Genomic DNA, 26,459 nt, shown 5'->3' on the forward strand with positions numbered 1-26,459 from the left:
CTAACAGCCTTCAACACAGTATCGATTAATCAGATTATGCAACAGATCGAGGGTCGGCGCTAACTGGTCTAGCGCTAGATACTCATCGGGCTGATGCGCTTGGTTTATTGAGCCAGGTCCAAGCACCAGCGTCTCCATACCCATCTGCTGTAAAAATGGGGCTTCCGTACCAAAGGCAACAGCTTGTGCCTTATGCCCAGTAAGCTTCTCAACTACCGATACAAACTCGGTTTCACTCTGCTCAAAGGGAGGAATTCCCGGAAAGAGAGAGCGCACATTAAGCTCGACTCGATGCTTCGCTTCAATGGGGTGCAGTCGCTCGCTAATCATGTTGCGCAAGCCGTCCATCGACATGCCTGGTAACGGGCGAAGATCAAACTCCATCTCACATTGGCCACAGATGCGGTTTGGATTATCACCACCGTGGATGCAGCCAAAGTTCATGGTTGGTACATCGATCTTGAAACTGCTGTTTCTATAGTTGGCCTGAAGCTCTTGGCGAATCGTGAGTAGCTCACCCATGACGCTGTGCATCGCCTCTAAGGCATTCGCGCCCAGGGAGGGATCGGATGAGTGTCCAGACTGACCTTCAATACGAACAGCCTCCATCATCATTCCTTTATGCATGCGAATCGGTTTTAACCCCGTGGGCTCACCAATCACAGCAACGCGCGCTTTGGGTCGGCCGGCATCTACAAGTGCTTTCGCGCCCGACATCGAGGACTCTTCGTCTGCAGTAGCAAGAATAATGAGAGGGGCTTTTAGCGGCGTATCCTTATAGGTTTTTGCAGCCTCTACAGCGAGTGCAAGAAACCCTTTCATGTCACAGGTGCCAAGGCCATAGAGTTTCTGGTCACGCTCTACCACTTTGAATGGATCCGATTTCCAAAGCTCAGGATCACAGGGTACCGTGTCGGTATGGCCAGAAAGTACAAGCCCCCCGGGCCCTTGGCCGAGAGTCGCAATAAGGTTCGCTTTACCAGGCTCGCCAGGAACCTGCATCACTTCACAACTAAATCCTAACCCCTCTAACCAGCTGTGCAGCAGCTCAATCACCCCAAGGTTAGGTTGATTCCACTGAACGGAGGTTGAGCTGATCGAGGGGCGGGCAATCAGCTCGCTTATCATCTCAATGGGTTTGGGTGGCATTGGCATGTAAATAGACCTCAAAACTTTGAATCACTTTAGCTCTTTAAGCAGATTGGGTCATTAGTTGTTGATAGACTATGACAAATTTTATTTGCTGCTTGCGAGATCATGAGAGAGCTAGAGTTAAAACTGGGTTGTCTTCCGACCACCATCACAACCTTTAAAGATATTCCGCTACTCAACGGGGTGCCTGCCGAGCAGAAGTTACTGCTCAACCTCTACTATGATACCCCCGAGGAGAGCTTGAAGTCTCTAAAGATAGCGCTTCGCGTCAGAAAATCCGGTGAGCAGTGGCTGCAAACGTTGAAAACTGCAGGGACAACAGATGCCTCCGGTCTCTCCAATCGAGGTGAGCTTGAGTGGCCATTGGCAGGGCCAAATCTCGACTTAGATCTGTTACGTCCCAACCTTCCCGAAACGGTCGATGTTGAACAGCTCTATCCTGTTTTCTCAACCAACTTTAAACGCACGACTTGGTTGGTTAACAGAGGTGAAAGCGTTGTTGAGATCGCCTGTGATCAGGGTGAGGTAAGAACTGGCAATCGCATAGAGCCAATCTCAGAGATCGAACTTGAGTTAAAAGCGGGCGACGCAAGTGCGCTACTGACGCTTGCCACCGAAATTGCAGGCGAGATTCCTGTCTGGATTGGCCAGCGCAGTAAAGCTCAACGGGGCCAAGAGTTAAAATTTGAGCACCCACCCGTTCCAGAGCTGCCCAATCTAGTAGTGGATAAACCAGACACAGAGTCGATTAAACGGTTAGCAGTGGAGCTCACCATCTCCTGGCAACGCTGTTTTGAACTGCTGTTGGTTACGCAGACACCTAAGGTAACAACGGTGCTCTGTTCCGCAATTGAGCGTCTAATTTCTGTGTTACGACAATTAGGCACACCGGCACAGGAGTTAGTAGCTGACTACGAGAAGCTACTGCTGAAATTACTGCCTCTGATGGACACCGCTTACTTTTCCGGATCAGACCCTGTTTGGTATCGCACAGTTCAAGATAAGCACAAATTATTTGTTTCAGAGTTGCTAGCTGATCAAGAGATTGGCAAATTAGCACTTAACACAGCGGGCTTCCTTTTGCGGGGTGAGTAATGAAACGCATTCTTATCGTTAATACGGGTGGTACTTTCGGAATGGTCGAGGGGCCTTTGGGGTTGGAGCCTTCAGGCGAACTTGAAGCGCGGATTATGGACCTGGTTGAAGAGGCGACCGATTTTAACTTTTCGGTGCTCGATCTGGCCCCTTTGATAGACAGCTCTGATTTGGCTGTAACCGATTGGAGTCGAATCCTCTCTGCTATAGCAGACAACCGTAATGAGTATGGCGCGTTTCTTATCATTCACGGAACAGACACTCTCGCCTACACATCCTCGATGCTCAGTTTTGCACTGCGTGGATTTGATAAGCCGGTAGCGGTAACCGGGTCACAATATCCCCTTGGCACTGAGGGGAGTGATGCCGAGACAAACCTCGTTGATTCACTCCATTTCCTAACAAGACGCGAACTTCCTGGGGTGAGTGTCTGTTTTGGCGGCAAGTTATTGCAAGGTAATCGAGTTCGTAAAGTTGATGCACAAGGGCTGGAGGCCTTTGCTTGTCCTAATGGCTTGATTAAATCAGCGGCAGTTAGTGTTGAGTCGGCTTCAGCGCTATTTGAGAATCTACCAACTTTTAAACCGGGTTCTGTCGCTACCCTGCTTATCTATCCAGGTATTCCGGCATCGCAAGTGGATGCACTGTTGGCTGATAGTCGGTTAGAAGCGATCATTCTTTTGAGTTTTGGCTCTGGCAATATTCCCATGCAGTCTAGTGATCTTGCCGAGGGCTTAAAGCGCGCGGCTAATAAGGGGGTGCTGTTAGTGAATATGACACAGTGTCAGCGAGGTCGAGTCGTTCAAGGTACCTACGCAACAGGTTCGTTGCTGGTTGAGCTTGGTGCCCTAGATGGCTTTGATATGACCCCAGAAGCCGCCTTTGCCAAGCTTCACTATCTGTTGGCTACAGGCGACAAAAAAGCGGCTGAAACCCAATGGTCGCAGCCGCTTTGTGGCGAGTTCTAAGCTTGCGCTTAGATGAGTTAGTTTAGTGACCTAAAATCTGGCTTAGGAAGAGCTTAGTTCGCTCATTCTGAGGGTTGTTGAAGAACTCGTTAGGTTCGTTCTCTTCAACAATCTGGCCCGCATCCATAAAGATCACTCGGTCCGCTACCTTCTTAGCAAAGCCCATCTCGTGTGTTACACAGAGCATGGTCATGCCATCTTCAGCAAGCTCTACCATTACATCCAGTACCTCTTTGATCATCTCTGGATCAAGTGCTGAGGTTGGCTCATCAAATAGCATGATGTTTGGGTTCATACAGAGTGAACGCGCAATCGCTACACGCTGTTGCTGGCCACCTGAAAGCTGGCCTGGGTATTTATCAGCCTGATCAGGGATTTTTACGCGCTCGAGATACTTCATAGCGATCTCTTCCGCTTCCGCTTTTGGCTTCTTCTGCACCCAGATAGGACCTAGGGTTAGGTTCTCAAGGATGGTTAGGTGTGGGAATAGGTTGAAGTGCTGGAACACCATGCCAACATCCTTACGAATGCGCTCAATGTTTTTCACATCTTCAATCATCTCGACACCATCAACAACGAGAGATCCCTCTTGGAACTCCTCTAGGCGGTTGATACAGCGAATCGTAGTTGATTTACCAGAGCCTGATGGGCCACAGATAACAATACGCTCGCCCTTCTTAACGCGAAGGTTGATATCACGCAGTACGTGAAAGTTACCGTACCACTTGTTTAGGTTCTCAATTACGATGATTTCTTCAGAGTCTGCTGCTGACTTAATCGCGGTCATTTTAGCCTCGCTTATCAGTGTTCATTTGGCGTTCGATACGACGTGCAAGTACTGACATGCTGAAACAGCTTGCCCAGAAGACGAAGAACACGAACAGGTAGCCTTCAAGTGCGTGGCCACCTAACCAGTAAGAGTTAGAAAGTGCTGTTTGAAGTGTCTGTACCACTTCTGGAATACCGATGATCAACAAGAACGTGGTGTTCTTAAACAGCATGACAAATGTTGCCAGGATATTTGGCATCGAGACCTTAATCACCTGTGGCAGGATAATAAGGAGAATCTTCTGCCAGTAGCTAAGACCGATAGAGTCTGCCGCTTCATATTGACCAGAAGGGACCGCTGCAAAACCACCACGGAACACCTCAGCCATGTAGCCTGACATGAAGAATATGAGTACCAGCCAAACACGGATCAGCTTGTCGACGTTGGTTCCCTCCGCGAAGAAGAGAGGCAACATCACTGAGCCCATGAAGAACAGTGATAGCACAGGTACACCACGGAAGAACTCGATAAATACTACCGAGATCGAACGGATGAAAGGCATCTCTGAACGGCGACCTAGGGCCCACAAGAAACTGAATGGGAACGCGACAATTATACTCGCAGCTGCCATAAAGACGTTCAGTGTGAAACCACCCCAAAGTTCAGTGCCAACTACTGGTAAGCCAACCATGCGGCCATCAAGAATCGCTATGCCAACCAATGGTAGAGCTAACCAAGATGCAATCGAAACTTTAAGTCGAATCTGCTTAGGCAGAGTGAATGAACCAATAATCACCATTACCAGCAGTAGCAGTGTTAGGTTAATTCGCCACACCTCTTCGATAGGGTAGGTGCCGTAGAAGAACTGATATGACCAAGCATTAACGAAGACCCAACAGGCGCCATCTTTCACACAGTCATTTTCGGTTGTGCCTGACCAGTTTGCAGAGATGAATGCCCAATCTACTAGGCCTGGAATGTAGTAAATCAGTAACGCGATGACCGCTAGCGTAGTTACGCTGTTTGGTATGGATGAGAAGAGGTTTTCTCTCATCCACGCTACCATGCCTACCGTTTTAACTGGCGCTGGACGTGCTGGAATCGGAGTAAAATCTTTCATCTTAATCTCCTATCGTGAAACCAGAGCGACCGCATTGTTAAAGCGGTTCATGAGGAATGAAATCACCATGTTGACTACGAAGTAGACAATGATGGTCATGAATATAGTCTCAATCGCTTGGCCTGTCTGGTTAAGAGCGGTACCAACGAATACGTTGAACAGATCTGGGTAACCAATGGCAGCGGCGAGTGTCGAGTTCTTCACAAGCGATTGATATTCAGAGTTGAGTAGCGGAACAATGACACGCATCGCTTGTGGAACAATAATCAGCGACATGATCTTGTTTTCACGAAGACCGAGACTGCGCGCAGCTTCTGTTTGACCGTGAGGAATAGCCTGCACGCCGGCACGAACCGCTTCTGCAATGAATGCACCTGTGTAGACTGAAAGTGCCAAGGCAAGCGCCATCAATTCAGGAATGACCGTTACACCGCCAAAGTAGTTAAAGCCTTTAAGTGCTGGATATTCGACTGTAAATGGAAAGCCAGTGAGCGCTGCAGCTATAAGAGGTAGGCCGACGATCAGTCCAAGACTCGCTTTAAGAACGGGGAACTGCTGACCTGTTTCATCCTGACGACGTTTTGCCCAACGACGCAAAACAAATATGCCTGCGATCGCTGCCGCTAGCGCTGTCCATACGATCCAAGCGATGTCATTGCCGATTAGTTTAGGGAAGTAAAGGCCACGAACGTTAAGGAAAACTGCTTCGCCAAGACTTAGGCTCTGTCTTGCACCTGGTAGACTTGCAAGGACCGCAAAGTACCAAAAGAACACCTGAAGTAGCAGTGGAATGTTTCGAAAAATCTCGACATATACCAGCGCTATTTTGCGAACCACCCAGTTGTGTGAGAAGTGTGCAACACCAAACACAAACCCCAAAATGGTTGCGAACACGATGCCTATTGCAGATACCAGAAGTGTATTTAGGAAACCGACAACGAATATTCGGCCATAGGTATCTGTTGATTCAAATGGAATCAATGACATCAATACGTCGTAACCCGCCGCAGAACTTAAGAAGCTGAAACCGGTTTTGATACCGATAGCTTCCATATTGCCAAGCGTGTTACCAATAATATTCCCAAAGAAGTAGAGCAGTCCTAGTACCAATAGTATTTGGTAAAAAATTGCTCGTACCTGAGGGTTGTTGTAGAAGGCGCCTGAGGCTCCGCCCTTACGAGATTTTCGCGCGGCAGATTTCAGCTCTTCTAACGTTTTCTCTTTAAACATTAAAAAGACCCAGGTTAAAAGAAATTATGCAGAAAGGGGCACCTGCAGTGCCCCTTTGAATCATCAAATAATGATTAACGCATTGCTGGAGCGTACATGATGCCGCCAGCATTCCATAGAGCGTTGATACCGCGGTCTAGGTTAAGTGGAGAACCTTTACCTACGTTACGCTCGAACGACTCAGAGTAGTTACCTACCTGCTTAACGATCTGGTAAGCCCAGTCAGCACCTAGACCTAGGTTTGCACCTAGCTCACCTTCAGCACCAAGAAGACGTTTGTTACCTGGGTTGCCGTTCGCTTTCATATCGTCAGCATTTGCAGAAGTTACGCCCTGCTCTTCAGCTTCGATCATTGCGTTTAGAGACCACTTAACAATGTTGAACCACTGGTCATCGCCCTGACGAACTACTGGGCCTAGTGGCTCTTTAGAGATCACTTCTGGAAGGATGATAGCATCACCTGGATTAGCTAGACCCACGCGAAGTGCAGCAAGCTGTGAACCGTCAGAAGTTAGGAAGTCACAACGACCTGATTCAAAGCCCATACGAGTCTGGTCAGAAGTATCGAAAGTAACCGCTTTGTAAGACATGTTGTTTACGCGGAAGAAGTCGGCAATTGCAAGCTCAGTAGAAGTACCTGCCTGGATACATGCGTTAGCACCATCAAGTTCTTTAGCAGATTTCACGCCTAGGCCTTTCATGACCATGAATGCAGCACCATCGTAGTAGTTTGTGCCCGCAAAGTTGATACCTAGTGAAGTATCACGAGTGTGAGTCCAAGTGGTGTTACGAGATAGCATGTCGATCTCGCCTGATGCTAGTGCAGTGAAACGCTCTTTAGCTGTCAGTGGCTTGTACTGAACTTTAGATGCATCGCCTAGGACTGCTGCAGCAACTGCACGACAAACGTCGACATCAAGACCGCTCCAAGTACCTGCTTCATCTTTCTGAGAGAAGCCCGCAAGACCTGTAGAAACACCACAAGTTAGCTCTCCACGTGATTTAACGTCATCAAGAGTGCCCGCCTGAGCTGCGCCAGCAACGACAGTTGCCGCAAGAATTGAAGCAGTGAGAAGAGTTTTCTTAGCCATTTAAATATACCTCTAGTGAGTGTTGTTGTTCTTAGTTACTCAGCAACGATCGTGCCAACAAAACCGGTTACGCATAATTTTTTAATTTGGATGACAGTTAAGATGTGATCATCCTAGCGTATACAGCGGTTGCGGGATTTAGGGTGAATCCCTTTTGTTGTTAGTAGATCCGCTTAGTGGGCATACCTTCGGCCATTCTGACTGAAAGGTCAATACTAAACTGCACTTAATTGGTCCGACCTGCACTGGCTTGGTGCATTTTTGATTTAGTCCAGGACGCCCTTAAAAATTAGGTGTAATCTGATTGTTGATGATTGTCCTTTTTTGTTGGGTATTACAAAGGAGTCAACTTTGTTAAGCGAAGATCTTCAGCAGCTATTAGATAGACAAAAAGATAAGGTTTCAGAGGCATTAACTAGATTATCTCCCGATCAAATTCCTCAGCTCGAGCAGGTGTTAGTTGGATCTGATTATGTTGCTGATCAATTACAGCGCCACCCAGATCTTGTTGATCAGTTGGAGTTCCATCTAGGCTGCTATGAGCCTGGTTATTTAACTAAGAAGATTGAAGATCAAATCGCAACGGTTGAGTCTGAAGAGGCGTTGAGTGTTCAGCTGCGACGTATTCGTCGTCGCGAAATGGTTCGCATTATCTGGCGCGACTTAACTCGCCAAGCAGATCTAAATGAAACGACTCGTGTACTCTCTGAACTTGCTGATGCGACGACAGAGTGTGCGCTTAATTGGCTTCACAGAGAGCTTGCAAAAGATTTGGGCGAGCCGAGCAGTCAGGATGGCCAGCCCCAGCGCATGGTCGTGATCGGTATGGGTAAGCTTGGTGCGTTTGAGCTGAATCTCTCCTCAGACATTGATCTGATCTTCACCTTCCCAGAAAACGGCGAAACCCAAGGCGGCAAGCGTTCTGAGTCTAATCATGAGTTTTTCACTCGACTTGGTAAGCGTTTAATTCGTGTTTTGGATGCCCCTACCGCAGAGGGTTTTGTATTTCGTGTCGATATGCGCCTGCGCCCATTTGGCTCTTCAGGCCCACTGGTCGCCAGCTTTGATGCGATGGAACAGTACTACCAGACCCAAGGGCGTGAATGGGAGCGCTATGCGCTGATTAAAGCGCGAGTGATTGCGGGCGATAAAGCGGCAGGGGAACGCCTATTTATGGACCTTCGCCCCTTCGTCTATAGAAAGTATATCGACTACAGCGCCTTTGAATCACTGCGTGAAATGAAGGGCATGATCAATCGTGAAAACCGCATCAAAGGCCGTGAAAATAATGTGAAGTTGGGGGCTGGCGGTATTCGTGAAGTGGAGTTTATCGCCCAAGCGTTTCAGCTAATACGAGGCGGTCGCGATCTGCGCCTGCAGCAGCGAGAGCTGATGAATATCCTGCCGCTTCTGCCAGAGTGTGTTTCCATGCCACAACAGGTGGTGGATGATTTAACACAAGCCTATATCTACTTGCGCAATACTGAACACGGCATTCAAGCGCTTGCCGATAAACAGACCCAAGAGTTGCCAGTTGATTCACTCAATCAACAACGGCTTGCCTATGTGATGGGTGAACCTGATTGGCCAAGTTTCCTTGAAAATCTCAACCAATTCAGAGCAAAGGTGTCTCAGCATTTTGCTGATGTGATTGCCCCTGCTGAGGAGTCTGAAGAGAAACACGCTGAAGAGAGTGACGCTCTGCTTGTCGCTTTGTGGGTGAGCGAGTTTGAGGATAGCGAAGCGCTTGTAAACTATCTCGCCGATATTGGCTTTAAACAGCCGGATACAACGGCAAAACGTCTAATCGATCTTCGCCACCTTAAAACAGTCCAAGCTCTGCAAAATATCGGGCAGGATCGTCTTCTAGCGCTGCTTCCACTACTCCTAAGAGAGATCGCAGCCCTTGAGAATTGTGATGAAACACTGGAACGAGTCCTGCAGTTGATTCAGGCAATTGTGCGACGTTCCGCTTACCTTGTGCTCTTGTCGGAAAACCCTGGAGCACGAGCGCAGTTAATTCGACTCTGTTCAGCAAGTTCGTGGTTTGCAGAACAGCTAGCGCATCAGCCTGTGCTTCTGGATGAGCTGATCAATGCAGGGCAGCTATTTTCCCCACCGAATGCTGAAGAGCTGCAGAGCGAACTTCGCCAACAACTGATGCGCATTCCTGAGGATGATATGGAGCAGTTGATGGAGTCACTGCGCTACTTCCGTAATGCTCATATATTGCGCGTCGCTGCCGCTGATATTACCGGCGCCTTACCGTTGATGAAGGTGAGCGACTATCTTACTTGGCTTGCAGAAGCCATTTTGCAGGCGGTTCTTGATATCGCTTGGCGTGAGATGACTAGCAAATATGGCACGCCGCAGAGGGAAGCTGGGGTGGTGTGCGATCAGGACTTTATAGTGATTGGATTTGGTAAGCTGGGCGGCATTGAGCTCTCTTACGGCTCTGACCTTGATCTTGTCTTTGTCCACGATGCCCCATCAGCCCTATCAACCCTTGGTGGTGATAGAGAGATTGCTAATGAGCTCTTTTTCACCCGCCTAGGGCAGAAAATTATCCACATTCTTAATACCTACACCCCTTCGGGACAGCTTTATGAAGTGGATATGCGACTTCGTCCATCTGGCAACTCTGGACTCCTGGTGAGCAGCCTAAACGCGTTTCTTAACTATCAGGAGCGAGAGGCGTGGACTTGGGAACACCAGGCCTTAGTTCGAGCTCGAGTGGTGGCTGGTTCAAGCCGGTTACAAAAAGAGTTTGAAGCAGTGCGCGCCAAAATTCTCAGTGCTCATCGTGACCCAGTGCAGCTAAGAACCGATGTGGCTGATATGCGTGACAAAATGCGAAAACATCTAAGCAGTGGTGAAAATAGCGGCCAATTCGATCTAAAACAGGATGCTGGCGGTATCGTGGATATTGAGTTTAGCGTTCAATACTTGGTCTTGAAGCATGCGGAGAGTGTGCCGGCGCTGTTTGAGTTTACCGACAACATTCGCATCTTAGACGCCTTGGAAAGTCATGCCCTGATCACTACCACACAAGCCGAAACCCTTCGTGAAGCTTATAAAGCCTACCGAGCGCTTGGACATCGCCAGACGTTACAAAACCGCAAGGGAACGCTCTCCGATGACTCCTTCGCTGAGTTGCGCAAAGAGGTGAGCGGTGTTTGGCAGGAGATATTTGCCGAGTAAATTTTACTGGTAGGCTGATTCGTTATTGGCCTACTATCAATGAACACTCATCAAGCAATTAAAAAGAGAATAAAAAATGGCTGAAAAATTTGTGATTTTCGTCGCGTTAAAACCTGAGTCGCTTCTCGATCTACATGAGCTAGCTAAGCGAATGCGTATTGAAGCTTTGAAGAACTCTGCTTGTCACCATTACGAATACCATATCCACGATAACGTGCGTGTGATTCGTTTTGATCAGCAGTGGGAGAGTGGCTACAGCATTAGTGATGAACACCAAAACTTGATCGATCAGATGATTGCAGCCAGCGCTGTATACGACAAAATTGATCAGCCAAAGCCCTAAACAGGTCCAAATAAAAAGGGGTCAGAGTAGTCTAACAAGACTACTCTGACCCCGATGTCCATTCGTTACGACCTTACAGGTGCGTAAGCCAACCATGAGGATCTTCAGCCTTACCCCACTGAATATCATTCAGCGCACGACGTAGACGAAGTGTAGTCTGACCGATACCGCCATCACCCACTTTGTACTCTTTATCGTTGTAGATCAGCGTTCCAACAGGTGCAAGTACAGCGGCTGTGCCTGAGAGTGCAGCTTCGCAGCCTGGTTTAGCCGCGCGCTCAAATAGCTCTTCTACAGTAAGCTGGCGCTCTTGAACGTCCATACCCAAATCGCGAGCAAGAGTCAGTATTGAGTCACGAGTTACACCGTGCAAGAAGCTCTCATCAAGTGCTTTAGTGATGATTGTGTTGCCATCAATTAGCAGGAAGTTTGCAGCACCAGTCTCTTGTACATCGCCACCTGGGCAGAAAAGAACTTGGTCAGCTTGGAACTGAGCTTTAGCGCGAAGAATAGGCCCCATCGCTGCAGCATAGTTACCACCGCTTTTGATCATGCCCATGTGAGGCGGGCAGCGCATCGCTTTGTCATCAACCAAGAGGCGAAGAGCCTTATCCCCGCCAGCAAAGTAATCGCCAACAGGTGAAAGCAGAACGTAGTGTGCAGAAGTGATTGAAGGCACAGCTGCTTTGCCGATTGCAGGTTCTGTCCCTACATGGGTCGGGCGAATGTACATTGAACCAGGAGGCGCAGGGACATCTGCAGCAAAGCGTTTTACGATTGATGTAATCATCTCTGCTGCTTGAGCTTTGTCGATCTCAGGAAGGCCTAGCAGGTGACTGCTCTGGGCAAGACGATCAATGTTTTTGTCCATGCGGAAGATCTTGATAGAACCATCTTCATGGCGAAACGCTTTCAACCCCTCAAAACAGGTGCTTGAGTAGTGAAGAACGTGTGCGCCAGGATGAAAGCTCATCGAGTCACTAGAGACGATCTCCGCTTGGCTCCATTTCTCGCCATCGAACGTCGTGATCGCCATCTCTGGCATGAATACTGAACCAAAAGCTGCCATGTAAAAACTTCCTAATTGTGCATCCTGATGTTGCATGTAGAGGGATAGGTGACTATCCAATCGAACAATTGTAAGCATCCCAGCAAAAATTGGAATCGATATTTGCTAAAAGAACCGTGTCTTTGCAGTGATATTTCATTATCCTGAGCGTAATTGTTCTACGGCTTAGGAGGCCGTGTTGTCAGATATTTGGATCATTAGCGATGAAAAGCCGGGACACCTTAATCAGTCTCTAGGTCTCGTTGAGGCACTCATTGCCTTGAAACCGCAGATTAAGAGGCAGGTTATATCGGTATCTGATGCTCGGCGCTCACTTTTTTCAACGCACTCCAAGCCCAGCTTAATCATTAGTGCAGGTAGTGGTACACAGTTGATTAATGCGCTGCTAGCGTTGCGTTATCGCGTACCAAATGTGCTGCTAATGAAACCTAATTACCCTCAATCACTCTTTAGTTTGTTACTGATACCCGAGCATGATCAGGTCCCACCCAGTGAGCGTGTAGTTCTAACCAAGGGCGCATTAAATAGAATGAAGCCTGCGGTTAAAGAGGTTGGTAGTTCACTTGTGTTGGTTGGCGGCCCGAGTAAACACGTTAAGTGGCAAGATAAACTGGTCATAGATGCTATAGATACACTGATTAGCAGTACTGAATCTAATTGCATTAAAGTAGCGACCTCTCGTCGCACGCCTAAAACACTTTTATCTGAACTAGCCGCTAACGAGAAGGTTGAGCTAATACAGCCAGAATCAGTAGCCCAAGACTGGCTGCCAAATACTCTTGCAACCACCGAACGCGTTTGGGCCACCTCAGATAGTGTCTCAATGGTCTACGAAGCGTTAACTGCAGGATGCGCTGTCTCGCTGATCAGTTTAGAATCTAACCCCAATTCACGTACTCAACGTGGAATGCAGATGTTGTTAGCAGATGGAATAGTGGATAACTCGTTAGAACGAAGCCACAACCTAACTAATACCCCGTTAGCTGAAGCTAATCGCTGCGCAGAGATTATTTTGGAGAGAGGATGGCTGTAAGTCTTCCAAGCTTCGCAGATGCGAAGATAGCAATTATTGGTTTGGGTTATGTAGGTCTGCCACTCGCGGTTGAGTTTGGTAAGCAGCGGAATGTTGTCGGCTTCGATATCAATGCTGCCCGCATCCAGGAGTTAAGTGCAGGTCGCGATTCGACGCTTGAAGTGAGCCCTGAAGAGTTAGCCGAAGCTACCTCACTTAGCTTTGCCTCAGAAGAGTCTGCACTTAAAGGGTGTGACGTCTTTATTGTTACGGTGCCCACGCCAATAAATGGCCATAAACAGCCAGATCTGACTCCTTTGATCAAAGCATCTGAGTTATTGGGTCGAGTGGTACAAGCTGGCGCGATCGTGATTTATGAGTCAACTGTCTATCCTGGTGCGACAGAAGAGGATTGTATCCCTGTAATTGAGGCAGGCTCTGGCCTTCGATTTAACCAAGATTTTTATGCTGGTTACAGCCCTGAGCGAATCAATCCAGGTGATAAGACCCACCGCCTGCCAAACATCATGAAAGTGACTTCTGGCTCAACTCCAGAAGTTGCAGATTTTGTCGATCAGCTGTACCTGAGTGTTATAGAAGCTGGAACATTTAAAGCGAGTAGTATTCGTGTAGCTGAGGCGGCTAAGGTAATTGAGAACACTCAACGCGACCTGAATATCGCCCTTATTAATGAACTCGCCATCATCTTCAATCGTCTCGGGATCGATACGGAAGAGGTGCTTTTAGCGGCAGGAACAAAATGGAACTTCTTGCCCTTCCGTCCAGGTCTTGTAGGTGGCCACTGTATTGGTGTTGACCCCTACTACCTAACCTACAAAGCGCAATCAGCAGGCTACATTCCAGATGTAATTCTAGCGGGTCGACGAATTAATGATGGAATGGGTGCGTTTGTCGCTGATGAGTTGGTTAAAGCGATGTTGAAGCGCCGCATTCACGTCAATGAGAGTCGAGTATTGGTGCTTGGCTTGGCATTTAAAGAGAACTGCCCAGATCTACGCAATACGCGTATTGTGGATATTGTCTCTGTGCTTGAGAGTTATGGCGTTTCGGTCGACCTGCATGATCCTTGGGTTGATGCTAAAGAGGCTAAGCATGAATATGGTGTTGATCTTGTCGATACCCCTCAACAGGGTGATTACGACGCAATAATTATTGCAGTTGCTCACCAAGAGTTTCGTGATTACGGCGTTACTAAGATACGTGGTTGGGGTCGTGATAATCACGTCTTATACGACCTGAAGTACCTTTTCCCACAGAGCGAAACAGATCTGCGACTTTAACGGCAATATTGATGAAAGTAGTTCAGCTCCTTCCAGCACTCAATGGCGGAGGTGTCGAAAAAGGCACCTTGGAAGTCGCTAAGTATCTGGTTGAGCAGGGCCATGAGTCGATTGTCGTATCGGCTGGTGGCTCTATGGTTGCGCAACTCGAGTCTGAAGGTAGTCGCCATGTTTCATGGGATCTTGGAAGAAAATCCCTTCTCACTTTTAGGCACATTTGGGCCTTTCGTCGTTTCCTTAAACAGGAGCGACCAGATATTCTGCATCTACGTTCACGAATGCCAGCATGGGTCGCTTGGTTTGCTTGGAAAGGGTTGCCAAAAGCGAGTAGACCAAAACTGATTACCACTGTTCACGGGCTTTATTCGGTCAGTAAGTACTCACATATAATGTGTCGTGGCGAAGCTGTAATTGCTGTCTCGAACACAGTTAAAGAGTACATACTTAGCAATTACCCAGATACCCCTCCTGAAAATATTAAGCTGATCTACCGTGGAGTCGATCCAGCTGAGTGGCCATACGGCTATGTGGCATCTAGTGATTGGAAAGACTCTTTTTTTGAGCAATTTCCAAAAGCAAAGGGAAAGAAAATCCTCTGTTTACCTGGACGCTTAACTCGCCTCAAAGGGCATCATGACTTTTTGGAGCTAATGCACTCAATAGCTGCAGAAAATGATGACGTCCATGCGTTGATCGTAGGCGGAGAAGATCCTAAGCGTAAAGAGTATGCAAATGAGCTGTATCGACGAGTTAAAGAGCTGGGGTTGAGCGATCGGGTAACGTTCACCGGCGCGAGAAGAGACATCCGCGAAATTTTCGCAATCAGCGAGATTATCTACTCCCTATCAACTAAACCAGAATCCTTTGGACGTACTGTTCTAGAGGCATTGTCGTTAGGCCGCTCAGTACTGGGTTATGATCATGGTGGAGTGGGTGAAATTCTTGCCGAGATCTATCCCGAAGGAAGAGTTCAATTGAGCTCAATGACCAGTTTGAACAAACTGACATGTGAGAAACTTGTTAACCGTTCAGTACCTATGCCTGCATCGGTTTTTACTAAAGAGAACATGCTTTCTGCTACTTTGGAAGCCTACGGCTCCACTATTTCTTAGATCTACTTTTAAGTTCAGCTTCATATAATTTAGCCTCTTTGAGAAACGCATAAAAAGCATTGATCATACTCCCAATAAAACCCCTCTTTCCATTTAAGAGATTTCGTTTAATAAAGTATGACTTTATAAATGCGAGTGGCATTATTGTGATGAGTTTAAGGATTGAACTGCGTTTCCCTTTTTCAAATTTATCAATCGCTTTACCAGAGGAGTAGAGGTTGATTTTACTCACCTTCACGTCGATAGAGGTTTCTCCGTAGTGACGGATTCCCCCCTTTAGATCGATTATTTTGCCTTCAACTGTTGGTGTCTCATGGAAGCGTTCATTGCCATAAGAGCCGAGTGCTTTCTTAAATAGCCTAACGTGTGAATTCTTTTTGGTTATTTGGTGTATCGGATATCCAAGAAAATACTCTTCAATAGGTATGTTTGCCCCTGAAATATCCGATCTTTGGATAACCTCCAGTATTTCTGATTTTAGTTCTGGGCTGAGTTCCTCATCCGCATCTAGGTTGAGCACCCAGTCGTTTGTACAGAGATTTTTTGCATGTTCTTTCTGTTGCGCCATGCCGAGCCACTCATGGAAGCTAACCTTGGCATTTAGTTTTGAAGCAATCTCCAATGTCTTGTCTGTACTGCCACTATCAACAACGACTACTTCACCCATTCCTTCAACACTTTTTAGTGCCCGTTCTATGTTTCTCTCTTCATTTTTAGTGACTATGTAGATGCTGATCATACTTTGTATCGACCTCTAGAAAGTGCAATCCTAAACTGCAGAAGATTGGTTGAGCGAAGTACTGAAATTCGCATAATTCGAAACGGATCCACTATTTCAGAAATGCCTTTTTTTACTGTAACTGCTGAGTTAAAACCCGAAGTCTTAACAATATCAACAACCTCATCCGTAAATCGTCCGAATGGATAAGCAAATGCATTGCATCTCTTGCCTGTAAGCTCTTCAACTCGACTTTTCGAGGTTAGAACTTCAAATCTTGCTGTTTCAAGGTCACAGTTTTGTAAATTTATGTGGTTAAGGGTATGGGCGCCAAACTCGACTAATCCCGAAGTAGCCATCTCCCTGATCATTTCAGGGCTTAATTTCTCTATCTCCGAAATTTCAGGAGCTAAGTATATGGTTGCTTTTGCCCCATATTTTTTCAACAAAGGAAAAGCGATTTCATAGTTATCTTTAAAGCCATCATCAAAAGTTATCGCAACACATTTTGTATTGCTTTTATGGCTATCTATTAATTCCGATATGGTGCAAAACTCATACTCTTTACTTTTTAGTAGCTTAAGTTGCTTTTCAAAATTCTTAGGGTCTACTGCAAGCTCTGCATTTAAATTATCAACCCTCTCGTTGATGCTGTGGTACATCAATACTCGAGGTTGGTTAAAGGGGCGAATTGGTCGCCAGATGTTGTAATGAGCAGCGAAATATATTGCTCCAACGATTAAGGCTAAAACGAGGAGAGAATAAATCATCAAATTAATTTCCACTCGAATCGATAACGTTGATTAAAATTTTTGATAAATTGTTTGTCACTTTGTGACTCACCAATTCGTTATCAAAGCGTTGCTTAGCATTGTTTCCATATTCCGATAACAACTTCCGGTTAGAGTAGGCCTCGGTGATTGCAGCTCGAATTTCTAGGTGGTTTGAGCCATCAACACTCCATCCCGTTAGACCATCGATAACTGCCTCTTTTGCGCCTCCAGCGATACCGCCAATTGATGCTAAGCCGAATTGAGCTGCTTCAATGTATGTTATGCCAAAACCTTCGAGTGAAAGTCCCTCTTGGTAACTCGGCATTAAGAAAAGCTGATGGGAACTGTATAGGTCATCTTTCTCTTGGTCATCAACTCTACCCAAAAACTTTACGAAGGGTAGATCTGCACAGCTCAGTTTTAGCTCCTCTAAGTCAGGCCCGCTGCCGGCGATATTCCACTCTAAGTTACAGCCTTCCATATGAAGCTCTCTTAAAGCTAATGCACTTTGAAAGAGCCCTTTCCGTTTTTCGATTCTGCTTAGAGATAGAATTTTTAGAGGCGCGTCTGAGCTATATTCAGGGATTGATATGTGATTTTCATATAGGCCGTAGGTAGGATAAATACAAATGGCCTTTGATGCTTGTTCCTTGTTAAGCGCAGCAATTAATTCAATGGTGGCTTTAGACGAGGAGACGATTTTTTCAGCTCTGTTGAGAGCTTGAACAATACGTTTAGATTTTCTGGTATCTAAATACTCTTGGCCATGCGCTAAAACGACAATCGGGATGTTGTTTTGGGGTATGGCTTCAACGCTTTTCCAGCTATCGCATAGATAAAGATCAGGTTTATCTTTAAAGCTTAAAAAAATCCTTTTGGCGACATTACGGATCAGTTTGGGCACCGATATAGAGTAATGCTCGAACTTAAACTTTCCGGGTAACGACTTGTTAGCCACAACACATATTGACCAATCTAGACCGCTTAGGTTGTTTGCTAACGAAAACATGACGCTTTCCATACCCCCAGTTCTCGGCGGAAATGTCTGTGTCACTATAGTTATCCGTTTCATGAGTTCGTGCCGTACATAAACCCTTTGCCATTAGGGTGTGTTTTGAATCTTCTATGCATCCACATATATTGAGCTGGCTCGTATAGTATTCCCTTTTCTAGCTCCTGATTTATGCGGGTGGCGGACTCACGATCATCGTTTAGTGGGAAAGGGGTCACGGGCGGGTGAACTCTAAGTGTATAAGAATTATCAATATTTCTGTGATGTGTAAGCATAATGATGGGTGCTTTGCTAAGCTTTGCCAGGCGTGCAGTTGCCGTGACAGTAGCAGCTTCGATTCCAAAGAATGGGGCATATACAGAGTTGGTTGGCCCAAAATCTTGATCCGGGGCATACCAAACAATCTCATTGCGTTTTAGCGCGCGAATTACACCCCTAAAATCGTGCCGATCAATCAACGAGCTAATAAAACGACTTCTCCCGCGATCTATCACAGTCTCCATGAGCGGATTGTTATGTGGCCTATACATGGTGTGAAGTTTATAAAACCTACTAAAAAGTAAGCCGCCTAGATCAAGAGTTGAGAAATGAGCACCCAAAAGGATAACGCCTTTTCCATCCTTAAGAGCTGCATCGAGATAGTTTCGGCCTTCGATTTTGAGCCTATTATCAAAACTATTTAAAGGAGCCCACCAGGCCGCGGATGTTTCAATTATTCCTATACCGTTGTTTCTAAAAACAGCCTCTACCATGCCCTGCTGTTCTTGATTGCTCAAATTTGGAAAGCAGAGTCTGATGTTTGTCTCAGCTACACGCCTGCGATTTTGTGCAATTAGATAAATTAATTTCCCAAGTTGCGAACCAATGCTAACTTGAGTTTGAAATGGAAGTAGTCTGATCAATCGAAGCAGAAAAAGTCCGGCCCATGTTGCCCAGTACTTTGGCATTAAAAATTGTGTAACTGATTTGAATTTCATAAGCGTCGGGTCAAAGTTGATAGTTGAAGTGTAAAAGCCAAACAAAGTTGTGGCAACACGAACGCTTCACTGAGGTATACTGTTATTGCTTTGATTTGTAGCTTGGTTATATTTTGAAAAATAGCTCCTCTCCTAATAGTAGCTGGACACTCTATAAACGCCTTCTTTCATATGTGGGCGGGTATTGGTATGGGTTCCTGATAAGTTTCATTGGATTTGCAATTTTTGGCGCATCTCAAGCGGCGGCATCTAAATGGCTTGAGATGGTTGTAGATGCTGTTGAACAAGACGCACTAGATCAACGTTTTTTTCTTGGTCTCTTTATTGTTGGAGTTTTTGCCCTAAGAGGGCTTGGAACATTTATTGGAACCTACTCCCTAGCCTACATTGCTCGCCAAGTTATTCACGGTATTCGCGTCGATCTTTTTCAAAAGCTGCAACAGCTTCCGGCTGGATTTTTTAAGAGCAGCTCTTCGGGTCAGCTGCTTGCTAAGCTTACTTATAATGTTGAGCAGGTAACTGAGGCAGTTACCGAAGCGGTAAAAATTGGCCTGCGTGAAGGCATGACTGTACTAGGCTTGTTCGGCTACATGCTCTACCTCAACTGGAAATTAACTCTAGTCTTTTTTGCTACAGCCCCTTTGATTGGCTTGGTTGTTCTATTCGCCGCTAAACGTATGCGTCGTCAAGCTCGAGGTATTCAGGAGTCAGTTGGAGACGTGGCGGATGCGGCTTCTGAGGCAATTAGAGGCTATGAAGTTGTTCGTATTTTCGGTGGTATAGAGTTTGAAAATAGACGCTTTCAAGCGGCGAGTGATCAAAATCGAAAGCAGTTTATGAAACTAACTGTTACTCAAGAAATTAATAGCCCTCTTGTGCAAGTTCTAGTGGCAATTGCTTTAGCGGTGCTCCTATTTGTGGCAATGCACCCCTCTGTATTGGAAGACATGAGTACAGGTGGTTTTGTCGCTTTCCTTACAGCCGCTGGTCTTATCACCAAACCGTTGAGGCTACTCACAGATGTAAATACCAAGATTCAGCGTGGTATTGCAGCGTCTGAGGGTGTCTTTGCTGTGATGGATGAGCCGGTTGAGGTGGACAATGGTACGGTTGAGATTGAGCGAGCAGTGGGTCATTTACAGTTCAATAATTTAAGTTTCGCCTACCAGTCGACACTAGATGATGCGCTGCAAAATATTAATCTTGATGTGCCTGCAGGAAAAACCGTCGCATTAGTTGGTCGCTCTGGGTCAGGTAAATCGACCTTGGTGAGTTTGTTGCCGCGATTTAATGACGGTTGGCGCGGTGAGTTGTTATTAGATGGCACTCCTATCGAGCAGTGTACTCTCACATCGCTTCGTAACCAAATCGCGCTAGTTAACCAGCAAGTCGTGCTTTTTAACGGCTCAATTGCCGATAATATCGCTTATGGGGCTCTTGCCACTTCGACTCCTGAGCAGGTTAAAGCCGCAGCAGAAGCCGCACATGTGATGGAGTTTGTTGAGCGGCTCCCAGAAGGTTTGGATACACAAATCGGTGAGGGCGGCGTGCTTCTGTCGGGTGGTCAGCGCCAGCGTATAGCGATTGCTCGTGCGATTTTGAAAAATTCACCAATATTGATTCTTGATGAGGCGACATCAGCTCTTGATACAGAGTCGGAACGACATATTCAGGCTGCGCTTGCTGAGGTTGTTAAGGGGCGAACGACGCTCATGATCGCACACAGGCTATCTACTATTGAAAGTGCAGATATCATTGTGGTGATGGATCACGGCCAAATTGTTGAGCGCGGCACACATGCTGAACTTCTGGCGCAAGATGGTGCCTACGCACAGCTTCATCGCATGCAGTTTAGTGAGCAGGCGGATGTCTAGACATCTCTACTCTTTAATATACCTACTTCTGCTCCCCTTTCTTTTCGTCAGAGTACTGATACGAAGCCTAAAGGCGCCTGCATATCGGTCGCGTCTATTAGAGCGATTTGGTATCCAGAAACCTTCAGCAAAAGGCGCTATCTGGATTCATGCGGTCTCTGTCGGTGAAACGATTGCGATTAGCCCTCTCGTTGAAAAACTGCTAGCTCAGGGTGAGTCGATCCTCTTCACGACTACAACCCCAACGGGGGCCGCTCAGGTCAAACAGCGTTTTGGCGATCGAGTTGAGCATCGCTACCTGCCATGGGATCTCCCCATCTTCTTTGATCTCTTTTTTAGCAGCCATAAACCCAAGCTTCTTTTAATTGTTGAGACTGAAATTTGGCCAAATCTTCTCTCTACAACCTCAAAGCGCCATATTCCAATCGTTCTGGCGAATGCTCGACTATCTGAGAAATCATTTAAGGGCTACAGCCGGTTTTCAGAACTGACCGAGCAGGCTCTAAATTCGATTTCACTTTTGCTCGCCCAGCATGAAGCTGATTCTGAGAGATTTAAAAAACTTGGTATGCCGGAAGATCGATTGTTGGTATCGGGTAGTATCAAATTTGATATCGATATACCTGACGAGCAAGTTCAAAGTGGCCAAGCGTGGAAAGCTGCTTTTGCCCGCAAAGTGCTAGTGGCTGCAAGTACACATCAAGGTGAGGATAAGATCCTGCTGGATGCGTGGAGTCTTATTCCGCAAGATCAACGTCCGACGCTCATTCTAGTACCTCGTCATCCAGAACGTTTTGAATCTGTTTTTCAGTTGGCTACAGGCTACTCTGAGAATGTAAGTAAGCGATCACTATCAAATCCTGACAGCAATATCGATATCTGGATAGGAGACTCTTTGGGTGAGATGTTCTCTTACTATGCGGCTGCGGATGTAGCATTCGTGGGTGGAAGTTTTTCTGGTACGGGAGGGCATAACCCGCTTGAGCCTGCAGCTCTTGGTTTACCCATAGTGATGGGGCCAAGTGATTACAATTTCCGGTCGATTATCTCTACACTTAAAAGCGAAGGGGCTTTGGTTCAGGTAGAAGATGAGTCAGAACTGGCTGAGCAGATTGGACGATTGCTAAGCCAAGATAACCACACAATGTCTCAAGCGGGCGTTCAGGTGGTCGAAAAAAATAGAGGCGCTATGGAGCGCCTCTATCAACAGGTCTTAAAACTGATTTAACTGTAATAAGAGTTAAACCACGCAACGAACTTCTCTACGCCCTCTTCAATAGGTGTATTGGGCTGGTAGCCCGTATCGCGCATCAAAGCGGTGACATCTGCATAGGTGTGTTCAACATCACCTGGTTGCAAAGGTAGCAGCTCTTTTTCTGTGGTTTTGCCCAAAGATTTCTCAATACACTCGATATAGTAGAGCAGTTCTACAGGCTGGCTGTTGCCTATGTTGTAGATGCGCCATGGTGCTTTTGATGTTGCTGGATCTGGGTTCAGTCCAGACCACTGCGGATTTGGCTCTGCTACCTTGTCCAGCGTGCGAACGACACCCTGCACAATATCATCAATATAGGTGAAATCACGGCGGTGTTTACCGTAGTTGAATACCTTAAGTGGCTTGCCTTCAGTAATCGCTTTAGCAAATAGAATCGGCGACATATCTGGGCGACCCCAAGGGCCATAGACCGTAAAGAAACGAAGTCCCGTGGTTGGCAAGTTATAGAGTTGACTGTAACTGTGTGCCATCGCTTCATTCGCCTTTTTAGAGGCCGCGTAGAGTGAGACTGGATGATCGATATTATCATTCTCACTGAACGGGATCGTCTCATTGGCGCCATAGACAGAGCTCGATGAGGCGTAGACTAGATGCTCAACTTTATTTTGACGACAGCCTTCAAGAATATTTAGAAATCCAACTAGGTTGGAGTCTGCATATGCGTGCGGATTCTCTATTGAGTAACGGACACCTGCTTGTGCAGCAAGGTGCACCACTCGGTCAAACTTCTCATCAGCAAATAGTTTGGCGAGACCATCTCGATCGGCAATATCTAGTTTAATAAAGCGGAAGTTAGGTAGTGGCTCCAATTGAGCAAGACGAGCCTCTTTAAGGCTGACTTCGTAGTAGTCGTTGAGATTATCTATGCCGACAACCTCATCGCCACGGCCACACAGCAACTGGCTGACATGAAATCCAATAAAGCCAGCAGCGCCTGTAACAAGAATTTTCATGAGCGGCCTTTAGATATTAGAGAAATCGAGCTGTTCATCAGTCTGGTCAGCAAATGCCGCAGCTAAATGATCACGCAGAAGAGAACTGTCTGAGTCGAGGATCCAAGTATTCTGTGACTCATCAAAATCGAAATGTAGACCCTGAGTCCGAGTGGCCAACCAAAGCTGTTTAACGGGTGGCTGGCGCGTCAGGATAATCTGACTGCCATCGGTGCATTTCACCGTCATCATGGCGCCGTTGTTGTCGTAATCTAGATCTGATTCAGCATCATCCAGTAGCTCCTCAACCGCGTTTAGTGTCTCTTCGATACGGTCGGTATAAATCGCGTCACTCATTGCACATTCTCAGTTAGCTTTTTTTGCCATTATACCTCTTATGAATGCGACGAATAAGGCCATATTTGAACCCTATTGTCATAGGGATTGGGTTCATTATCAGCAGGTGTTTAGTCAGTGCCTTCAGGGTATACTTCTAACTTTATAAAATTTAGCTAAAAGCCGATGTACGTTGGCGACTTAAATTTGGAGGCAGAGATGCGTTTAGTTATGGCAATGTTGGTCTGTTTGACTCTGGTTGGTTGTGGTCAAAAGGGCCCTCTAACGATGCCTAGTGCTGAATCTACGCAAACCTCTGCCAATTAAGAGAGTGATGATGGATTGTTTTGAATACCGCGATGGTCAACTGTTCGCGGAAGATGTTGCCGTAACTGAAATTGCAAAAGCTCTAGGCACGCCAGCTTATGTCTACTCGCGCGAAGCGCTTGAGCAGGGTTACCTGGCGTATGCTAATGCGCTTCAGGGCCGTGAATCTCTGGTCTGTTTTGCGGTGAAGTCGAACTCAAACTTAGCTGTTTTGAATGTCTTGGCTAAACTCGGTGCAGGATTCGACATCGTCTCTCTTGGCGAGATGGAGCGTGCTCTGCGTGCAGGTGCTGAAGCTTCTAAAATTGTATTCTCGGGTGTTGGTAAACAGCCTCACGAGATCCGTCGTGCTTTGGAAGTAGGTATTCACTGCTTCAATATTGAATCAGAGGCTGAACTTCATCGTATCAATGATGTGGCAGGTCAGATGGGTAAGGTGGCACCTGTATCTTTTCGTGTGAACCCTGATGTTGATGCTGGTACACACCCATACATCTCGACAGGTCTCAAAGAGAACAAGTTCGGTATCGCTATCGATACGGCGGTAGAAGTTTATAAAACGGCGGCTCAACTCTCCAACGTGCGTGTTATTGGCGTTGACTGTCACATCGGGTCACAACTAACCGAGATCGCTCCTTTCCTTGATGCGTTAGATCGTCTGCTGGGCCTGATTGATAATCTTGCTGATGCAGGCGTGGTGATCGAACATCTAGATCTAGGTGGTGGTTTGGGCGTCTGCTATACCAACGAGACCCCGCCTGCGCCAGGTGAGTACATCGCTGCCATTCTTGAGCGTATTGGTGACCGCAAACTGAAGCTTGTGTTTGAGCCAGGTCGCTCTATTTCGGCTAATGCTGGAATTCTTTTGACTCGCGTTGAGTTCCTGAAGCGCAATGATCATAAAAATTTCGCAATCATCGATGCAGCGATGAACGACCTTATTCGTCCATCACTCTATAGCGCATATCAGGAGATTATTCCTGCGGCGCTGAATGAAGATGCAGCAAAAGAGCAGTGGGATCTTGTAGGGCCTATCTGTGAAACCGGCGACTTCCTCGGTAAAGATCGTTCGCTTGCCCTCAATGAAGGTGACCTACTCGCTGTTTGCTCATCAGGAGCTTACGGATTCGTTATGTCTTCAAACTACAACACACGTGGTCGTGCTGTTGAGGTGATGGTTGATGACGCACGTTACCAGGTGGTTCGTGAGCGTGAGACGTTTGAAGATCTGATTCGCGGTGAATCACTGCTCTCTGAGGATAAATAATGCTTCTGCGCTTCACAAAGATGCACGGTTTAGGCAACGACTTTATGGTGATCGATGCGATCTCTCAAAAAGTGCGTATGCGTCCTGATCTTGTCAAAGAGCTGGCTGATCGAAACTTCGGCATTGGCTTTGATCAGATGTTGCTAGTCGAGCCACCCACTGAGCCAACTATGGATTTCCGCTACCGCATCTACAATGCTGACGGTAGTGAGGTAGAGCACTGTGGTAATGGTGCACGCTGCTTTGCTCGCTTTGTGCGTGACAAGGGACTAATCCTGCGCGATGAGATGCAGGTGGAGACCGCACGCGGCAGAGCGATCTTGTCTATTAAGGGCCGAGATCAGGTTGAAGTTGATATGGGGGCTCCAGAGCTTCGCCCACTCGAAGTACCTACGACATATGCAGAGCAGGCAACTACCTACACGACTCAATTAGCAGATGGTACAGAAGTTGAGTTTGGTGCTGTCTCGATGGGTAACCCGCACGCCGTATTGGTTGTTGATTCGGTTGCGAATGCGCCAGTTGAGAGCTGGGGCCCTGAATTAGAGTCACACTCAGTATTTCCAAACCGCGCCAATATCGGGTTTATGGAAGTGATATCACCTAGCGAGGTTCGACTACGCGTATACGAGCGCGGTGCGGGTGAGACGCAGGCTTGTGGTACAGGAGCCTGTGCTGCAGTAGTTTCAGGTCGTTTGCGTGGACTTCTAGATCAGCGTGTCACTGTGCATTTGCCAGGTGGCGATTTAGAGATCGAATGGGCTGGCGAAGGTCACTCCGTGATGATGACAGGTCCCGTAGCAACCGTTTATGAAGGGCAGATCTACCTATGAGTAAATCGACTATCGACGAATCACAGGTTGCTGAGTGGCTAGCGCAACACCCCGACTTTTTTGATCGCCAAAGCTGGTTGCTAGAGAAACTCTATGTTCCTCATCAGCGTGGCGCTGCGGTTTCACTGGTTGAGAGACAGACCAGTATGCTGCGCGAAAAAGCACAAACGCTAGAGACACATCTCTCTGACATGATTGAAGCGGCGCGTCACAATGATGGCCAGTTTGGTAAAACCAAACGCATGGTCCTCTCATTGTTAGAAGCAGACAGCTTCGATGAGGTGGGTATCGCCCTTGAAGAGAGCCTGTGTGGTGATTTCAGTGGCGATGAAGTGGAGCTAATTCTATTTAGCGACGCTCCACTAGATGTTAATTCATTGCGAGTTCTGCCTCGTTCACAAACCTCAATTGTGCAGCCGCTAGTCGATGCATCCAGCCCAGTTTGCGGGCAGTTGAGCGAACAGATGACCCGCTTCTTATTTCGTAATCCAAAGCAGCCCGTTGGTTCTTGTGCCGTTGTTCCATTAGTCAAAGGTGAGTCACTCGGATTGTTGGTGATCGGCTCGTACGATGAGAAGTACTTTCAATCGAGCCAAGGCACACTCTTCCTTGCCTACATTGGTGAAGTGCTTAGCCGTATTCTGGCTCGTTTAATGAATATCGGTGGCTAA

The 26,459-nt window shown here is 46.9% G+C and carries 25 protein-coding genes; 13 read left to right on the plus strand and 12 right to left on the minus strand.

The features are described 5' to 3' along the window. Positions 1-1,155, minus strand: coding sequence for an acetylornithine deacetylase (gene argE / locus HH196_RS09445; RefSeq protein WP_169451874.1), 1,155 nt, complete (start codon positions 1,153-1,155; stop codon positions 1-3). A gap of 102 nt (positions 1,156-1,257) precedes the next feature. Between argE and HH196_RS09450 the strand changes: the two genes are divergently transcribed. Then, positions 1,258-2,247, plus strand: coding sequence for a CYTH domain-containing protein (locus HH196_RS09450; protein WP_169451875.1), 990 nt, complete (start codon positions 1,258-1,260; stop codon positions 2,245-2,247). Further along, a complete protein-coding gene (locus HH196_RS09455; protein WP_169451876.1) occupies positions 2,247-3,215 on the plus strand; it encodes an asparaginase in 969 nt (322 codons plus the stop codon). Before HH196_RS09450 ends, HH196_RS09455 begins: the two co-directional genes overlap by 1 nt. Positions 3,216-3,237: 22 nt before the next feature. Here the strand turns inward: HH196_RS09455 and HH196_RS09460 are convergent, their stop codons facing one another. The 4 genes from HH196_RS09460 to HH196_RS09475 all read right to left on the minus strand — a co-directional run bounded on the left by HH196_RS09460 (position 3,238) and on the right by HH196_RS09475 (position 7,425). After that, positions 3,238-4,002 carry an amino acid ABC transporter ATP-binding protein gene (locus tag HH196_RS09460; protein ID WP_169451877.1) on the minus strand — a complete coding sequence of 255 codons (765 nt, stop codon included), beginning with the start codon at positions 4,000-4,002 and terminating at the stop codon, positions 3,238-3,240. A gap of 1 nt (position 4,003) precedes the next feature. Next, positions 4,004-5,104 (minus strand): amino acid ABC transporter permease, encoded by a 1,101-nt coding sequence (locus HH196_RS09465; RefSeq protein WP_169451878.1) that lies wholly within the window; start codon positions 5,102-5,104, stop codon positions 4,004-4,006. Between the two features lie 9 nt (positions 5,105-5,113). Further along, on the minus strand, positions 5,114-6,334 hold the full coding sequence (locus HH196_RS09470) for an amino acid ABC transporter permease (protein WP_169451879.1): 1,221 nt from the start codon (positions 6,332-6,334) through the stop codon (positions 5,114-5,116). 74 nt (positions 6,335-6,408) lie between these two features. Continuing rightward, positions 6,409-7,425: an amino acid ABC transporter substrate-binding protein gene (locus tag HH196_RS09475; protein ID WP_169451880.1), complete on the minus strand. Its 1,017-nt coding sequence runs from the start codon at positions 7,423-7,425 to the stop codon at positions 6,409-6,411. 351 nt (positions 7,426-7,776) lie between these two features. Between HH196_RS09475 and glnE the strand changes: the two genes are divergently transcribed. Both glnE and HH196_RS09485 read left to right on the plus strand, forming a co-directional pair. After that, entirely contained in the window at positions 7,777-10,626 is a 2,850-nt protein-coding gene (gene glnE / locus HH196_RS09480; RefSeq protein ID WP_248276848.1) for a bifunctional [glutamate--ammonia ligase]-adenylyl-L-tyrosine phosphorylase/[glutamate--ammonia-ligase] adenylyltransferase, read from the plus strand. Positions 10,627-10,702: 76 nt separating this feature from the next. Further along, positions 10,703-10,969 (plus strand): hypothetical protein, encoded by a 267-nt coding sequence (locus HH196_RS09485; RefSeq protein WP_169451881.1) that lies wholly within the window; start codon positions 10,703-10,705, stop codon positions 10,967-10,969. A gap of 73 nt (positions 10,970-11,042) precedes the next feature. Here HH196_RS09485 and HH196_RS09490 read toward each other — a convergent pair whose 3' ends face one another. Continuing rightward, a complete protein-coding gene (locus HH196_RS09490; RefSeq protein ID WP_169451882.1) occupies positions 11,043-12,038 on the minus strand; it encodes a branched-chain amino acid aminotransferase in 996 nt (331 codons plus the stop codon). A 178-nt stretch (positions 12,039-12,216) separates the two neighbouring features. Between HH196_RS09490 and HH196_RS09495 the strand changes: the two genes are divergently transcribed. Genes HH196_RS09495 through HH196_RS09505 form a run of 3 tightly spaced genes read left to right on the plus strand, consistent with a single transcriptional unit; the run spans position 12,217 to position 15,463 of the window. Beyond that, a complete protein-coding gene (locus tag HH196_RS09495; RefSeq protein ID WP_169451883.1) occupies positions 12,217-13,071 on the plus strand; it encodes an ELM1/GtrOC1 family putative glycosyltransferase in 855 nt (284 codons plus the stop codon). After that, entirely contained in the window at positions 13,062-14,351 is a 1,290-nt protein-coding gene (gene tviB / locus HH196_RS09500) for a Vi polysaccharide biosynthesis UDP-N-acetylglucosamine C-6 dehydrogenase TviB (protein WP_169451884.1), read from the plus strand. Before HH196_RS09495 ends, tviB begins: the two co-directional genes overlap by 10 nt. Positions 14,352-14,362: 11 nt before the next feature. After that, positions 14,363-15,463 carry a glycosyltransferase family 4 protein gene (locus tag HH196_RS09505; RefSeq protein WP_169451885.1) on the plus strand — a complete coding sequence of 367 codons (1,101 nt, stop codon included), beginning with the start codon at positions 14,363-14,365 and terminating at the stop codon, positions 15,461-15,463. On the opposite strand, the gene HH196_RS09510 is transcribed toward HH196_RS09505, so the two are convergent. Genes HH196_RS09510 through lpxL form a run of 4 tightly spaced genes read right to left on the minus strand, consistent with a single transcriptional unit; the run spans position 15,453 to position 18,943 of the window. Then, positions 15,453-16,202 (minus strand): glycosyltransferase family 2 protein, encoded by a 750-nt coding sequence (locus tag HH196_RS09510; protein WP_169451886.1) that lies wholly within the window; start codon positions 16,200-16,202, stop codon positions 15,453-15,455. The two genes, HH196_RS09505 and HH196_RS09510, sit on opposite strands and share 11 nt — an antisense overlap. Further along, complete coding sequence (locus HH196_RS09515; protein WP_211160782.1) at positions 16,199-16,951, minus strand: polysaccharide deacetylase family protein; 753 nt, start codon at positions 16,949-16,951, stop codon at positions 16,199-16,201. Before HH196_RS09515 ends, HH196_RS09510 begins: the two co-directional genes overlap by 4 nt. A 4-nt stretch (positions 16,952-16,955) precedes the next feature. Beyond that, positions 16,956-17,963 (minus strand): glycosyltransferase family 4 protein, encoded by a 1,008-nt coding sequence (locus HH196_RS09520; RefSeq protein WP_169451887.1) that lies wholly within the window; start codon positions 17,961-17,963, stop codon positions 16,956-16,958. 59 nt (positions 17,964-18,022) lie between these two features. Beyond that, a complete protein-coding gene (lpxL, locus tag HH196_RS09525; protein WP_169451888.1) occupies positions 18,023-18,943 on the minus strand; it encodes an LpxL/LpxP family Kdo(2)-lipid IV(A) lauroyl/palmitoleoyl acyltransferase in 921 nt (306 codons plus the stop codon). A gap of 113 nt (positions 18,944-19,056) precedes the next feature. Here lpxL and msbA point away from each other — a divergent pair, with 113 nt between their 5' ends. Both msbA and waaA read left to right on the plus strand, forming a co-directional pair. Then, positions 19,057-20,817, plus strand: coding sequence for a lipid A export permease/ATP-binding protein MsbA (gene msbA / locus HH196_RS09530; protein ID WP_211160783.1), 1,761 nt, complete (start codon positions 19,057-19,059; stop codon positions 20,815-20,817). After that, positions 20,810-22,045, plus strand: a complete 1,236-nt coding sequence (gene waaA / locus HH196_RS09535; RefSeq protein ID WP_169451889.1) for a lipid IV(A) 3-deoxy-D-manno-octulosonic acid transferase — start codon at positions 20,810-20,812, stop codon at positions 22,043-22,045. The genes msbA and waaA overlap by 8 nt, the downstream gene beginning before the upstream one ends. Here the strand turns inward: waaA and HH196_RS09540 are convergent. Continuing rightward, positions 22,042-23,046, minus strand: coding sequence for an NAD-dependent epimerase (locus HH196_RS09540; protein ID WP_169451890.1), 1,005 nt, complete (start codon positions 23,044-23,046; stop codon positions 22,042-22,044). The genes waaA and HH196_RS09540 overlap by 4 nt on opposite strands. A 9-nt stretch (positions 23,047-23,055) precedes the next feature. Beyond that, on the minus strand, positions 23,056-23,382 hold the full coding sequence (gene cyaY, locus HH196_RS09545; protein WP_169451891.1) for an iron donor protein CyaY: 327 nt from the start codon (positions 23,380-23,382) through the stop codon (positions 23,056-23,058). Between the two features lie 198 nt (positions 23,383-23,580). On the opposite strand from cyaY, the gene HH196_RS09550 reads away from it, so the two are divergent. The 4 genes from HH196_RS09550 to HH196_RS09565 are packed head-to-tail and all read left to right on the plus strand — an operon-like array spanning position 23,581 to position 26,459. After that, positions 23,581-23,688 carry a lipoprotein gene (locus HH196_RS09550; RefSeq protein WP_169451892.1) on the plus strand — a complete coding sequence of 36 codons (108 nt, stop codon included), beginning with the start codon at positions 23,581-23,583 and terminating at the stop codon, positions 23,686-23,688. Positions 23,689-23,698: 10 nt separating this feature from the next. Continuing rightward, positions 23,699-24,955, plus strand: a complete 1,257-nt coding sequence (lysA, locus tag HH196_RS09555; RefSeq protein ID WP_169452376.1) for a diaminopimelate decarboxylase — start codon at positions 23,699-23,701, stop codon at positions 24,953-24,955. Then, positions 24,955-25,788 carry a diaminopimelate epimerase gene (gene dapF, locus HH196_RS09560; protein WP_169451893.1) on the plus strand — a complete coding sequence of 278 codons (834 nt, stop codon included), beginning with the start codon at positions 24,955-24,957 and terminating at the stop codon, positions 25,786-25,788. The genes lysA and dapF overlap by 1 nt, the downstream gene beginning before the upstream one ends. Beyond that, entirely contained in the window at positions 25,785-26,459 is a 675-nt protein-coding gene (locus tag HH196_RS09565; protein ID WP_169451894.1) for a DUF484 family protein, read from the plus strand. The genes dapF and HH196_RS09565 overlap by 4 nt, the downstream gene beginning before the upstream one ends.

The sequence above is a fragment of the Marinobacterium sp. LSUCC0821 genome (genome assembly GCF_012848475.1).
Taxonomy (GTDB): Bacteria; Pseudomonadota; Gammaproteobacteria; order Pseudomonadales; family Balneatricaceae; genus Marinobacterium_E.